14 protein-coding genes are annotated in these 13,351 nt (G+C 73.6%); 11 read left to right on the top strand and 3 right to left on the bottom strand.

Features of this window, described 5'->3' with window-relative positions; genetic code table 11:
* Positions 1-88: 88 nt before the first annotated feature.
* Complete coding sequence (locus IR158_RS01680; RefSeq protein WP_291808642.1) at positions 89-862, bottom strand: ROK family protein; 774 nt, start codon at positions 860-862, stop codon at positions 89-91.
* A gap of 34 nt (positions 863-896) precedes the next feature.
* Here IR158_RS01680 and truA point away from each other — a divergent pair, with 34 nt between their 5' ends.
* Entirely contained in the window at positions 897-1,817 is a 921-nt protein-coding gene (truA, locus tag IR158_RS01675; protein ID WP_291808638.1) for a tRNA pseudouridine(38-40) synthase TruA, read from the top strand.
* Positions 1,818-1,880: 63 nt separating this feature from the next.
* Here the strand turns inward: truA and IR158_RS01670 are convergent, their stop codons facing one another.
* Positions 1,881-2,372 carry a DUF5709 domain-containing protein gene (locus tag IR158_RS01670; protein WP_291808637.1) on the bottom strand — a complete coding sequence of 164 codons (492 nt, stop codon included), beginning with the start codon at positions 2,370-2,372 and terminating at the stop codon, positions 1,881-1,883.
* Positions 2,373-2,471: 99 nt separating this feature from the next.
* On the opposite strand from IR158_RS01670, the gene IR158_RS01665 reads away from it, so the two are divergent.
* The 8 genes from IR158_RS01665 to IR158_RS01630 all read left to right on the top strand — a co-directional run bounded on the left by IR158_RS01665 (position 2,472) and on the right by IR158_RS01630 (position 9,974).
* Complete coding sequence (locus tag IR158_RS01665; RefSeq protein WP_291808635.1) at positions 2,472-4,148, top strand: ATP-binding cassette domain-containing protein; 1,677 nt, start codon at positions 2,472-2,474, stop codon at positions 4,146-4,148.
* Positions 4,149-4,382: 234 nt separating this feature from the next.
* Positions 4,383-4,826, top strand: coding sequence for a 50S ribosomal protein L13 (rplM, locus tag IR158_RS01660; RefSeq protein WP_191782414.1), 444 nt, complete (start codon positions 4,383-4,385; stop codon positions 4,824-4,826).
* 44 nt (positions 4,827-4,870) lie between these two features.
* Positions 4,871-5,359 (top strand): 30S ribosomal protein S9, encoded by a 489-nt coding sequence (gene rpsI / locus IR158_RS01655; protein ID WP_227576109.1) that lies wholly within the window; start codon positions 4,871-4,873, stop codon positions 5,357-5,359.
* A 171-nt stretch (positions 5,360-5,530) separates the two neighbouring features.
* Positions 5,531-6,880 (top strand): phosphoglucosamine mutase, encoded by a 1,350-nt coding sequence (glmM, locus tag IR158_RS01650; RefSeq protein WP_291808624.1) that lies wholly within the window; start codon positions 5,531-5,533, stop codon positions 6,878-6,880.
* Between the two features lie 43 nt (positions 6,881-6,923).
* The gene (locus IR158_RS01645) at positions 6,924-7,619 is read left to right on the top strand and encodes a peptide deformylase (protein WP_291808620.1); all 696 of its coding nucleotides are present in this window, start codon (positions 6,924-6,926) and stop codon (positions 7,617-7,619) included.
* On the top strand, positions 7,616-8,410 hold the full coding sequence (locus IR158_RS01640) for a glutamine amidotransferase (RefSeq protein WP_291808618.1): 795 nt from the start codon (positions 7,616-7,618) through the stop codon (positions 8,408-8,410). The genes IR158_RS01645 and IR158_RS01640 overlap by 4 nt, the downstream gene beginning before the upstream one ends.
* Positions 8,411-8,501: 91 nt before the next feature.
* Positions 8,502-9,218 (top strand): DedA family protein, encoded by a 717-nt coding sequence (locus IR158_RS01635; protein ID WP_291808615.1) that lies wholly within the window; start codon positions 8,502-8,504, stop codon positions 9,216-9,218.
* 210 nt (positions 9,219-9,428) lie between these two features.
* Positions 9,429-9,974, top strand: coding sequence for a hypothetical protein (locus IR158_RS01630; RefSeq protein ID WP_291808613.1), 546 nt, complete (start codon positions 9,429-9,431; stop codon positions 9,972-9,974).
* Between the two features lie 24 nt (positions 9,975-9,998).
* On the opposite strand, the gene coaA is transcribed toward IR158_RS01630, so the two are convergent.
* On the bottom strand, positions 9,999-10,964 hold the full coding sequence (coaA, locus tag IR158_RS01625) for a type I pantothenate kinase (protein WP_291808610.1): 966 nt from the start codon (positions 10,962-10,964) through the stop codon (positions 9,999-10,001).
* Positions 10,965-11,030: 66 nt separating this feature from the next.
* Here coaA and glmS point away from each other — a divergent pair, with 66 nt between their 5' ends.
* Positions 11,031-12,887, top strand: a complete 1,857-nt coding sequence (gene glmS, locus IR158_RS01620) for a glutamine--fructose-6-phosphate transaminase (isomerizing) (protein WP_291808609.1) — start codon at positions 11,031-11,033, stop codon at positions 12,885-12,887.
* 25 nt (positions 12,888-12,912) lie between these two features.
* The gene (locus IR158_RS01615; RefSeq protein WP_291808608.1) at positions 12,913-13,269 is read left to right on the top strand and encodes a holo-ACP synthase; all 357 of its coding nucleotides are present in this window, start codon (positions 12,913-12,915) and stop codon (positions 13,267-13,269) included.
* Positions 13,270-13,351 lie beyond the last annotated feature (82 nt).

The following is a 13,351-nucleotide window of genomic DNA, read 5'->3' as shown; positions in this document are numbered from 1 at the left end:
CACGCACCTGGTGAGCCTCGTGCAGCCGGTCCGCTTCACGCGGGTGCTGCTGGAGGTCCTGGACACGCTCGCGGCGCGGGCAGAGCCGTCAGACGTCGGGGGCGTCGAGGTCCCACGCGCGGGCGCCTCCGACGATGCCCGCCTGGTTCGGCACGACGACGACGTCGTCACCGAGCCGCGCGAGCGTCGGGGCCGTCACGCGGCGGGAGTTCCCTCCGCCGAGGTAGAGGCGGTCCCAGTGGAACACCGGCCGGAAGCCCTCGACGACCTTGCGGACCCGTCGTGACCACAGCGCGTCGCCGAGACGCGCCCTCTCGTGCTCGCCGATGTACGCGTCGTAGGTCGTCCCCCACCGCACCGGGGCGTGCGAGAGCTCGAGGTGCGGTGCGAGCCGTCCGCCGTCGAACAGGGCCGACCCCAGGCCCGTGCCGAGCGTGAGCACGAGCTCCACACCGGTGCCCGACACGACACCGGCACCGTGCACCTCCGCGTCGTTCAGCACGAGCGTCGGGACGCCCAGGCGCTCCGCCAGCAGGGCCTGCACGTCGCACCCGGCCCACGCGGCGCGCAGCTCGGGGAGCACGGCGCTGCGTGGCCCGGAGCGGGTCACGTAGTGCGGTGTGGCGACGACGACGCCGTGGCGGATCATCCCGGGCACCCCGATGGTGGCGCGCTGCGCGACGGGCAGCCGCGCCGCGATGTCGGCGATGGTGTCCACCAGACGCGACGGCGGCAGGGGATAGGGCGTGGGCACGCGGATGGCGGGGGCGTGCAACGTACCGGCGGCGTCGAGCACGGACGCCTTGATGCCGCTGCCGCCGCAGTCGACGGCCAGCGTGTAGGGCTCGGACGGGCGGGGCACCGTGCCACGGTATCCCGCCCGTTACGGTGGGCCCGTGACAGGTGAGGAGACGGGTTCGGTGCGGCTACGCCTCGACCTGGCGTACGACGGCGGCCAGTTCGCCGGCTGGGCGCGCCAGCCCGGTCTGCGCACGGTGCAGGGGGAGCTCGAGGACGCGCTCGCGACGGTGCTGCGCAGCGGTCCGCGGGGCGAGGCCCGACCGCGCGTGACGGTCGCGGGGCGCACCGACGCCGGTGTCCACGCGCGCGGGCAGGTGGCACACGTCGACGTGGGCGTGGAGGCGCTCGAGGCGACCCGTGGCCGGTCGGACAGGGACGACGTCGACGCGCTGGCCGTGCGCCTCGCCGGCGTGCTGCCGGGCGACCTCGTCGTGCACGCGGTGCGCCGCGCGCCCGACGGCTTCGACGCGCGGTTCTCGGCTCTGCGACGGCGCTACGCCTACCGGGTCTGCGACGAGCAGGCCGCGCGCGACCCGCTGCGTCGCGGCTGGGTCCTGTGGCACCGCCGACCGCTCGACGTGGCGGCGATGGACGCGGCGGCGCGCACCCTCGTCGGACGCCACGACTTCGCGGCGTACTGCAAGCCGCGCCCCGACGCGACGACGATCCGCACGCTCGAGGTCTTCGGCTGGTCGCGCCCGGACGCCGGACCGGACGCGGGGCTCGTGGTCGCCGACGTGCAGGCCGACGCGTTCTGCCACTCGATGGTGCGCGCCCTCGTCGGTGCGAGCCTCGCCGTGGGGGAGGGGCGCCGTCCGGTCGCGTGGCCGCGCGAGCTCCTGGACGGGCGCGTCCGGCAGGGTGGCGCGACCGTCGTCGCGGCGCACGGCCTGACGCTCGAGCACGTGGCGTACCCGACGGGTGACGAGCTCGCGCGCCGCGCGGAGCAGACCCGTGCGCGCCGCAGCGAGCACGACGTGGACGGCGCCCCGCCGTCCACGGGCTGCTGCGGATGACGGGTCTGCTCCCCGGCTGACGGAGCCCGCACGCCGTCGGCGCGCGGCGTCGCAGGCCAGGTCTCAGACGGCGCCGAGCTCCTCGCCCCCGACGTCCTCCGACGTGACCTCGTCGTCGTCCGAGGTGACCCCGATCCCCAGACCCTCCTCGTCGATGACGTGCACGGCGGCCTCCTCCGCCGATGCCGCGCCCCCGTCCACGCCCGCGTCGAAGGCGAACGTGTCGGTGCCGCCGGCCTCGACCGCGTCGTCGTCCTCGACCAGGCGTCCGGCGCGCAGCTCGTCGCGGTCGGGCGGGGGCGGGGCCTGCACCTCCCAGACCTCCGGCTCCTCCTGGGCGACGCGCTGGTCGAGCGTCTCGCCGCGGGCCTCCTCCCACGGGGTCTCACCGAAGTGCGCGGACGCCGGGCGGGGGCGCTCCGGGGGGACGATGCCCTCGTCCAGCGGGTCGTCGACGCCGCGTTCGACGAGCGTGTCCTCGCCCGGAAGCTGGTTGCTGTCGCCCTCGGTGCCGAGTGCCGGGTCGGTGCTGGTGGCTGGGGTGTCCTCGCTCATGCCCACGACCCAAGCACCGCTCGCACCGTCGCGCCACAGGACGCCGTGGCCGGTCACAGCGTTTCCGCCCACCGCGCTCCGGGGCCCACACTGGGCACCATGGGTCATCTCGACGTCGGCGGTGTCGGCTACACGCTCCCCGACGGGCGTCCTCTGCTGCGGGACGTGACGTTCCGCGTCGGGGACGGTGCCCGGGTGGCGCTCGTCGGGCCCAACGGCGTCGGCAAGTCGACGCTGCTGCGCATCGTCACGGGGGACACGGCGGCCCACGCGGGGTCGGTGCAGCGCAGCGGCGGGCTGGGAGTGATGCGCCAGGACGTCGGCCGCATCGACGACGAGCGCAGCGTGCGCGACCTGCTCGCGAGCCTCGCGCCGCCCGCCGTCCGGCAGGCCGCGGCGGAGCTGGCGGCCGCGGAGCTGGCCATGATGGAGGTCGACGACGAGCCGACGCAGATGCGGTACGCGCAGGCGCTCGCGGACTGGGCGGACGTCGGCGGGTACGAGGCGGAGGTCGGGTGGGACCGCGTGACGGACGCGGTGCTGTCGCTGCCGTTCGAGCGCGCCGGGCACCGCTACGTGCGCACGCTGTCCGGCGGTGAGCAGAAGCGGCTGGTGCTCGAGGCGCTGCTGCGCGGGCCCGACGAGGTCCTCCTCCTGGACGAGCCCGACAACGCGCTCGACGTGCCGACCAAGCGCTGGCTCGAGGACCGTCTGGTGGCGAGCGGACGCACCGTGCTGTTCGTCAGCCACGACCGCGAGCTGCTCGCGCGCGTCGCGACGCACGTCGCGACCCTGGAGCCGACCGCCGCGGGCGCGGGTGTCTGGGTGCACGGTGGCGGCTTCGCGACGTACGCGCAGGCACGCGCGGACCGCAGGGCGCGTCACGAGGAGCTCCTGCGGCGCTGGGAGGAGGAGCACGCCCAGCTGCGCGAGCTGGTCGTCACGCTCAAGACGAAGGCCGCGTTCAACGACGGCCTGGCGTCGCGGTACCAGGCCGCCCAGACACGGCTGCGGAAGTTCGAGGAGGCGGGCCCTCCTGCCGTGGTGACGCGCGACCAGCAGGTGAGCGTGCGGCTGCGTGGCGGGCGGACGGCCAAGCGCGCGGTCGTCGCGACCGGGCTCGAGCTCACCGGTCTGATGCGGCCCTTCGACCTCGAGGTCTGGTACGGGGAGCGCGTCGCCGTCCTCGGGGCCAACGGCTCCGGCAAGTCGCACTTCCTGCGGCTGCTCGCCGCCGGCGGGTCCGACCCGGAGCACGCTCCTGCGGGGGACGTGCCGGTCGCGCCCGTCGCGCACACCGGGACCGTCGTGCTGGGCTCGCGCGTGCGGCCCGGCTGGTTCGCGCAGAACCACGCGCACCCCGAGCTGGTCGGCCGCACGCTCCTGGAGATCCTCCACCGTGGCGACGGCCACCGCGCGGGCCTGGGGCGCGAGGCGGCGAGCCGCGCACTGGACCGGTACGAGCTGGTCGCGGCGGCCGAGCAGACGTACGAGACGCTGTCGGGCGGCCAGCAGGCCCGGCTGCAGATCCTCCTGCTGGAGCTCGGCGGGGCGACGCTGCTGCTCCTGGACGAGCCCACCGACAACCTGGACCTGCACTCGGCCGAGGCGCTCGAGGCGGGACTGGCGGCGTTCGACGGCACGGTGCTCGCGGTGACGCACGACCGGTGGTTCACGCGCACGTTCGACCGCTACCTGCTGTTCGCCGCCGACGGGTCGGTCGTCGAGACCCCGACGCCGGTGTGGGATCCTGGGAGGGTGCAGCGCGTGCGGTGAGAGCCGGTCGCGCGCATGTGACACGGGACACCCGTTTTGCCTGGGGGTCCCGCGCCAGGTAGTCTGGTGCGTCGTTGTGCGTCCCCTGTTGCGCACCGGTGGCTTCTCACCACCGAGTGCCGATGGCCGTCCTGGTGCGATCCCACTCGCCGGGCGGGATGCTCCGACAGCCATCCTCGGCCGGTCACCCCTGCGTGCCCGGCCACGACACGTATCACGAGACAGAGGCACCCCGTGCGCACGTACACCCCGAAGCCCGGCGACGTCGAGCGGAACTGGTACGTCATCGACGCGACCGACGTCGTGCTCGGCCGTCTGGCCAGCCACGTGGCCACCCTGCTGCGCGGCAAGCACAAGGCGACCTTCGCTCCCCACGTCGACGGCGGCGACTTCGTCATCGTCATCAACGCGGAGAAGGTCGCGCTCACCGGCAACAAGCGTGAGACCAAGCTCGCCTACCGCCACTCCGGTTACCCGGGTGGTCTGCGGGCGACCCGTTACGTCGACCTGCTCGAGAAGCACCCGGAGCGTGCGATCGAGAAGGCCGTCCGCGGCATGCTGCCCCACACGACGCTCGGTCGCGGGCAGATCAGCAAGCTCAAGGTCTACCGCGGTGCGGAGCACCCGCACGCGGCCCAGCAGCCGAAGCCGTTCGAGCTCACCCAGGTGGCGCAGTAAGCCACCGGCTGCTGCGGCAGATAAACCCAGAACGCGAGGATCCCGTGGCTCAGACCACCGTCGAGACCGAGTACGAGGGCGACGACACGCCCACCAGCTACACCTCCGAGACCGTTGCGCCCACCGGCCGCGGGCAGTCCCTCACGGCACCGGGCCAGGCGCTCGGCCGCCGCAAGGAGGCTGTCGCCCGCGTCCGTCTGGTGCCCGGCACCGGCCAGTGGAAGATCAACGGGCGCGAGCTCGAGGAGTACTTCCCGAACAAGGTGCACCAGCAGCTCGTCAACTCACCGCTGAAGCTCGTCGACGTCGAGGGTCGTTTCGACGTCGTCGCCCGCATCACCGGTGGTGGCGTCTCCGGCCAGGCCGGCGCGCTGCGCCTGGGCATCGCCCGTGCGCTCAACGCGATCGACGCGGAGAACAACCGCCCGGCGCTCAAGAAGGCCGGCTTCCTCACGCGTGACGCACGCGTGGTGGAGCGCAAGAAGGCGGGTCTGAAGAAGGCCCGCAAGGCGCCGCAGTACTCGAAGCGCTGACCCAGCGCTCCGGCCCGATGGCCCCGGAGGTCGACAGACCACCGGGGCCATCGGCATGCCGGGGCGGCACGCGCCGGCACGCAGCACGCGACGCCGGGAACTGACAGGCACGGCGCCGCCCGCACGCCCCTGCGGGGGACGTGGACGGGCGGCAGGACGAAGGAGTCGGGCATGGGTCGACTGTTCGGGACCGATGGGGTGCGAGGGCTCGCCAACCGGGACGTCACGGCGGAGGTCGCGCTCGACGCGTCCGTCGCCGCGGCCCACGTGCTGGCCTCACGGGGGGACTTCGCGGGGCATCGTCCCCGTGCGCTGATCGGCCGTGATCCGCGGATGTCCGGCGAGTTCCTGTCCGCAGCGGTCGCCGCCGGGCTGGCGTCCGCAGGTGTGGACGTGGACAACGTCGGCGTGCTGCCCACCCCGGCGGTCGCGTACCTGACCGCCGCCCGCGGCGTCGACATCGGCGTGGTGCTCTCCGCCTCGCACAACCCGATGCCGGACAACGGCATCAAGTTCCTCGCGCGCGGCGGCCAGAAGCTCGACGACGAGGTCGAGGCGGCCATCGAGGCCCGCATGGGCGAGGACTGGGACCGGCCCCTGGGCGGTGACGTCGGGCGGATCCGCATGGACGTGAGCCTGGCGGGCCAGCAGTACGTGGACCACCTGGTCGGGACGATCAGCACGCGGCTCGAGGGGCTGCGCATCGTCGTCGACTGCGCGAACGGTGCCGCGAGCGAGGTCGGGCCGGCAGCGCTGCGCGAGGCGGGCGCGGACGTCGTGGTCATCAACGCGTCGCCCGACGGGCGCAACATCAACGAGGCGTGCGGGTCGACCCACCCCGAGCAGCTGCAGGCTGCCGTCGTGGCGGCGCACGCCGATCTCGGTGTCGCGTTCGATGGCGACGCCGACCGCTGCCTCGCGGTCGACGCCACGGGTGCGCTCGTCGACGGCGACCAGATCATGGGCGTGCTGGCGGTCGCCCTGCACGAGCGCGGCGAGCTGCCGCACGACACCCTGGTCACGACCGTGATGAGCAACCTCGGCCTGCGGATCGCCATGCGGGAGGCCGGTATCGCGACGGTCGAGACGGGCGTCGGTGACCGGTACGTGCTCGAGGCGATGCGCGCCGGCGGGTTCGGCCTGGGCGGCGAGCAGTCCGGCCACATCATCATGGCGGCCCATGCCACGACCGGCGACGGGCTGCTCACGGCGCTGCACCTCGCGGCCCGTGTCGTCGAGACCGGCCGTCCGCTGGCGGAGCTGGCGGGCTTCGTCCGGCGGCTGCCCCAGATCCTGGTGAACGTCCCGGGTGTGGACCGTGCCCGCACCGACGACGTGGTGCTCACCGAGGCCGTCGCCGCGGCGACCGCCACGCTCGGTGACAGCGGGCGCGTGCTGCTGCGCCCGTCGGGCACCGAGCCGCTCGTCCGCGTGATGGTGGAGGCGGGCACCCAGGACCAGGCCGAGCGCATCGCGCTCGACCTGGCGGACGTCGTCCGCGAGCGGCTGGCCCTGCCGTAGGTCGGCGGGAGCCGAGCCGACCGCGGTGGAGGAGGAGGAGCGGATGTCCGGACACGACCGGATCGTGCGCGAGCTGGTCGAGCGCACTCTCGAGGCCGCGCGCGCTGCGGGGCCTGACGCGGTGGCACCCATCGTCCAGGCGGGGCACCCGGTCCTGCGCGCGGTCGCCCGGCCGTACGACGGTCAGCTGGGTGCGGACGAGCTCACCGAGCTGCTCGCGCTCATGCACCGCACGATGCGGGCCGCCCCGGGCGTCGGGCTGGCCGCGCCGCAGATCGGGCTGCCGCTCGCGATCGCGGTCGTCGAGGACCCGGGGGCGGGCGACGACGAGGCGGCCCGCGTCCGGGAGCGACCCGCACTGGCCCGCCGCGTGCTGGTCAACCCGGCGTACGCCCCGGTCGATGACGACGAGGTCGGCTTCTACGAGGGCTGCCTGAGCGTCGTCGGGTACCAGGCGGTGGTCGTGCGTGCCCGGTCCGTGCACCTCACGGGCCAGGACGAGTCGGGGACCGCGATCGACGAGGTCCTCACCGGCTGGCCCGCCCGGATCGTCCAGCACGAGACCGACCACCTGCGCGGCACCCTGTACGTGGACCGGGCGCTGACGCGCTCGCTGTCCGCGACGGACGCCTGGGGGGCACACTGGGGGTCGGAGCCGGTCCCGCACGAGGCCGCGCGGGCGCTCGGCTTCGACCTGCCGTGCACGGCACCGGAAGGTGCCGGGGAGGAGACGCCATGAGGCCTTTCCTGTTCCTGGGTGTGCGTCCCGAGGACACCCCCGCGGACGACGAGTACGCCGCGATGCTGCGGTGCACGGGCCTCGACGAGGCGACCCTGCGTCGGGTGCGTCTCGAGGCGGCCCCGCTCGGCGACGTCGACCTGCGTGCGTGGTCCGGCATCGTGCTCGGCGGCGGTCCCTTCTGCGTGAGCGACGCCGAGGAGGACAAGTCGGCGGTCCAGCGGCGGGTCGAGTCGGACCTGGCGCGGCTGCTGGACATGGTCGTCCCGGCCGACTTCCCGTTCTTCGGCGCCTGCTACGGCATCGGCACCCTCGGGAGGCACCAGGGCGGCGTGGTCGACCGTGCACACCCCGAGCCCGTCGGCGCCGTCACGGTCGAGCTCACGCCCGCCGGCCGCGAGGACCCGGTCATGGGTGTCGCCCCCGCCCGGTTCGGGGCGTTCGTGGGGCACAAGGAGTCGCTGAGCGTGCTGCCCGCGCGTGCGGTGCTGCTCGCGAGCTCCGCGACGGCGCCCGTGCAGGCGTTCCGCGTCGGCCGGAACGTGTACGCCACGCAGTTCCACCCGGAGCTCGACGCCGACGGGCTCGCCACGCGGGTGGAGGCGTACCGCTACGACGGCTACTTCGACCCCGCCGAGGCCGCGCAGGTCGTCACGGACGCGCGGACCAGCGGCGTGCGCACGGTGCCGCCGGTGCTGCGCGCGTTCGTCGAGCGGTACGTCCACCTCGGGAAGGAGACCGGTCGGGACGGCGCCATCCCGAGGGACGAGATCGGTGTCCCTCAGGGCTGATTCGGGGGGTTACCCGATGTACGCGGGGGTGCGGCGCACCTAGCGTGGTCACGTCGGCCCCGTCGGGGTGGGCACGACGAGGGGAGTACACGTGCTCGAGCAGTGGGCACTGGAGCTTGCGGCGTCGCCGTGGGTGTTCGCAGTGCTGTTCGGGTTCGCCACGATCGACGGGTTCTTCCCGCCGATCCCGAGCGAGTCGCTCGTGATCGCCCTCGCGTCCCTGTCGACCTCGACGGGCAGCCCGGTTCTCTGGCCGGTCATCCTGTTCGCGGCGCTCGGGGCGTTCACCGGGGACCAGATCGCGTTCCAGATCGGCAGGTCCCTGCGCATCCGGGAGCTGCGAGGGTTCCGCGGCAGGCGTGGGCAGGTGCTGCTGGACTGGGCGGAGCGTGCCCTGCGTGACCGGGGCGCGGCGTTCATCATCGCCGCCCGCTACATCCCGGTCGGACGGGTCGCGGTGAACATGACCGCCGGGGCGCTCGGCTTCCGGCGCGGCCGGTTCGTGCTCCTCACCTCGATCGCCGCCGTGACGTGGGCGCTGTACTCGACGCTGATCGGGATCGGCACGGGGACCGTCCTCGGTCACTCACCCCTCGTCGGTGTCGTCGTCGGGGTGCTCGGGGGGTTCGTCATCGGACTCGTCGTCGACTGGGTGCTGCGGCGCTGGCTGCACATCGACGTCCCGGCCGTGGTGCCGGCGTCGGCCGCGACCCCGGACGGTGCGGACGGCGAGTCGCGCGGCGAGCCGCGGTCCGTGGTCGTCGCCGAGGTGACCACGACGCGCCGCGGTGAGGACACCGCGGCCTGACCGGTGAGTCGGAGGTCACGATGACCTCACGATGTGTGGCCTGTGACAACGATCCGGTATCAACCCGTCTCCCGGGTGGGCCCGGCCGACGCGCGCGTCCTACTCTCGGAGGACGCGACGTCGACGTCGCGATCCCCGCCCACCGCGAGGCCCCTGCCGCGAGCGGCGGTCCGTCCCGTGCGACCGGGGACGAGACGGCGGAGGACGACGGTGCGGGCAGCAGCGCGCGGTGCAGCGGCGGTTCTCGCCGTGCTCGCGCTCGCGGGCTGCGGGCAGACCGTCGCGGCGGAACCGGTCGCCACGACGGCGGAGGTCCGCACCGACGCGAGCTGCCTGGACGACGAGGTGCTCGACGCGCTCGGCCTGGAGCTCGACGCGTCCCTGCGCACCCGGGCGCCGGCACCGACCACGCGCGGCCTGCCGCCGGCGGGCTTCGTCGCGGACACCGCGCTGCTGTGCGACCGCGGCCAGACGCTCCGCGACTCGGCGGGCACGTGGTGGGCCGTCACCGCGACCCGGCTCGAGGGTGACCTCGGACCGCTGGAGCGTGTCGCGACGCGCACACCCGCCGCCTGCGGAGCCGGCGTCGTGGCGCAGGTCTGGCTGGTCGACGCGTTGGGTGCCGCCGTGCTGCTGCCACGCGCCGCGGCGTGCGACGGCGAGCTCACCGCGGTGCTCGGCGACCTCGACGTCCTCGAGCGCACCGAGCACCCCGCCGCGCTCGCGCAGACGTCCAGCGGGCAGACGCCCGGCTGAGCGGCGCGGGCCGCGCGGGCGACGTCAGATCTTGCGGAGCCGGACCCGCTGCACGGCGTGGTCCGCGCCCTTGGTGAGCACCAGCGTGGCGCGGCTGCGCGTCGGCAGGATGTTCTCCTCGAGGTTCGGCGCGTTGATGCTGTCCCAGATGCTCTCCGCCCGGGCCACCGCCTCGTCGTCGGTCAGCGACGCGTAGCGGTGGAAGTACGACTCGGGGCGCGCGAACGCGGTGGCCCGCAGCGACAGGAACCTGTCGACGTACCACTGCTTGACGTCGGACGTGCGGGCGTCGACGTAGATCGAGAAGTCGAAGAAGTCGCTGAGCGCGAGGTTGGACGTCCCCTCCAGCGTCGGGCGCGCGGGCTGCAGCACGTTGAGCCCCTCGATGATCAGCACGTCCGGCTGCCGCACCACGACGTGCGCGCCAGGCACGATGTCGTACGTCAGGTGGTCGTACACGGGGACGGACACCTCGGGGCGGCCGGCCTTGACCTTCGACACGAAGCGCAGCAGCGCGCGCCGGTCGTACGACTCGGGGAAGCCCTTGCGCTGCAGCAGCCCGCGCCGCTCGAGCTCCGCGTTGGGGTGCAGGAACCCGTCGGTCGTGACCAGCTCGACGTGCGGCGTCGCCGGCCAGCGTGCGACGAGCTCGCGCAGCAGACGGGCCGTCGTGGACTTGCCGACGGCGACGGAGCCGGCGACACCGATGACGAACGGCGTGCGGCCCACGTCCTCGCGCAGGAAGGTGCTCGTCGCGTGGTGCAGGCCGCGCGTGGCCTGGATGTACAGGTCGAGCAGCCGCGACAGGGGCCGGTAGATGGCGTCGACCTCGGCCAGGTCGATGGGATCGCCCATGCCGCGCAGCCGGTCGACGTCGGCGTCGGTCAGCGGCAGCGGCGTCGAGGCGGACAGCCGGGTCCAGGCGTCGCGGTCGAGGTCGACGTAGGGCGTGGCGGGGACCAGGGACGGCACCCGACGATTGTTCCGCATCGTGGCCGTGCAACGTGCCGACGGGGCCGCACCGTGGTGGCGTCGCTGCCACGTAGGATCGGGGGCATGTGCGGAATCGTCGGGTACGTCGGCAGCGCCGGTCCGAGCGAGCGTCCTCTGGACGTGGTGCTCGAGGGTCTGCGGCGGTTGGAGTACCGGGGGTACGACTCCGCCGGTGTGGCGCTGGTCGTGCCCGGCGGCGAGCTGGCGGTGGCCAAGAAGGCCGGCAAGCTCGCCAACCTGGTCGAGGAGCTGGCGGAGCGCCCGCTGCCGCCCGCGACGGCGGCGATCGGGCACACGCGGTGGGCGACGCACGGCGGCCCGACCGACGCCAACGCGCACCCGCACCTCTCGGGTCCGGTCGCGGTCATCCACAACGGCATCGTCGAGAACTTCGCCCCGCTGAAGGCCGAGCTGCTGGCCGCAGGCGTGGAGTTCCTGTCCGAGACCGATACCGAGGTCGTCGCGCACCTCGTGGCCCGCGCGTACGAGGAGTCGAAGGACCTCACGGCCGCGCTCGGGTCCGTCGTGCGACGCCTCGAGGGGACGTTCACCCTGTTGGCCGTGCACGCGGCCGTGCCGGACACGGTGGTCGGTGCGCGGCACGACTCGCCGCTGGTCGTGGGCCTGGGCGACGGCGAGAACTTCCTCGGCTCGGACGTCGCGGCTTTCATCGGCTCGACGCGCGAGGCGCTCGAGCTCGGCCAGGACGAGATCGTGACGATCACCCCGACGTCCGTGACGATCACCGACTTCGCGGGCACCCCGGTGGCGGCCAAGCCGTACACGGTGGACTGGGACACCGCCGCCGCCGAGAAGGGCGGCTTCCGGTCCTTCATGGAGAAGGAGATCCACGACCAGCCCCACGCGGTCGCGGACACGCTCCTGGGCCGGCTCGACCTGTCCGGCAAGCTCGTCCTGGACGAGATGCGCATCGACGAGTCGGTGCTGCGCTCGGTCGACAAGATCGTCGTCGTCGCGTGCGGCACCGCGGCGTACGCCGGGCACGTCGCCAAGTACGCCATCGAGCACTGGTGCCGCATCCCCGTCGAGGTCGAGCTCGCGCACGAGTTCCGGTACCGCGACCCGGTCGTCGACGAGCGCACGCTGGTCGTGGCGGTGTCGCAGTCCGGCGAGACGATGGACACTCTCATGGCCGTGCGGCACGCGCGCGAGCAGGGCGCCACGACGCTCGCCATCGTCAACACGCACGGCTCGACGATCCCGCGCGAGGCCGATGCCGTGCTCTACACGCACGCGGGCCCGGAGATCGCGGTCGCGTCGACCAAGGCGTTCCTGTCGCAGATCACCGCGGCCTACCTGCTCGGTCTCTACCTGGCACAGCTGCGCGGCAACAAGTTCGCGGACGAGGTCGCGTCGACGCTCACCGAGCTGCGCGAGATGCCGGACAAGATCCAGCAGGTCCTCGACCGCTCGGAGCGCGTCCGTGAGATCGCCCGCTGGATGTCCGACACGCCGTCCGTGCTGTTCCTGGGCCGGCACGTCGGGTTCCCGGTCGCGATGGAGGGTGCGCTGAAGCTCAAGGAGCTCGCGTACATCCACGCCGAGGGCTTCGCCGCCGGCGAGCTCAAGCACGGACCCATCGCGCTGATCGAGCCCGGGCAGCCCGTGTTCGTCATCGTCCCCTCGCCGCGGGGCCGCAACACGCTGCACTCGAAGGTCGTCTCCAACATCCAGGAGATCCGCGCCCGCGGAGCACGCACGCTCGTGGTGGCGGAGGACGGGGACGACGCCGTCATCCCGTACGCCGACGAGGTGTTCTTCGTGCCGCAGACCTCGACGCTGCTGGCGCCGCTGCTGACCGTGGTGCCGCTGCAGATCTTCGCCTCCGAGCTCGCGAACGCCAAGGGCCTGGACGTCGACCAGCCGCGCAACCTCGCGAAGTCCGTCACGGTCGAGTGACCGGGGCGCCCGTCGGCGGTGCCGCGTGATCGTCGGCGTCGGGATCGACGTCGTCGACGTCGCGCGCTTCGTCGCGACGATCGAGCGGGTGCCCGCGCTGCGCGCGCGGCTGTTCACGCCCGACGAGCGTGACCTGCCCGACGCGTCGCTCGCCGCGCGCTTCGCCGCGAAGGAGGCGATCGCCAAGGCGCTGGGCGCGCCGCCGGGCATGAGCTGGCAGGACGCGACCGTGCGGCGGGTCGCGGGCGCGCAGCCGGTCGTCGAGATCGTCGGCACCGTGCTGGCGCGCGCACGGGAGCTGGGCGTGGACCGGTTCCACCTGTCGATCTCGCACGACGCAGGCATCGCCTCGGCCGTCGTCGTGGCCGAGCGCGACACCTGACCCCACCAGGCCGACCCCACCAGGCGTGAGAGTGCAATCCAGTCACCCCTGTGAGGCGTGAGAGTGCAATCCAGTCACCTCT

This window comes from Cellulomonas sp. (assembly GCF_015234515.1).
GTDB lineage: Bacteria > Actinomycetota > Actinomycetes > Actinomycetales > Cellulomonadaceae > Cellulomonas.
The sequence above is the reverse complement of the archived record's forward strand: the minus strand, read 5'-3'. Positions and strand labels throughout refer to the sequence as shown.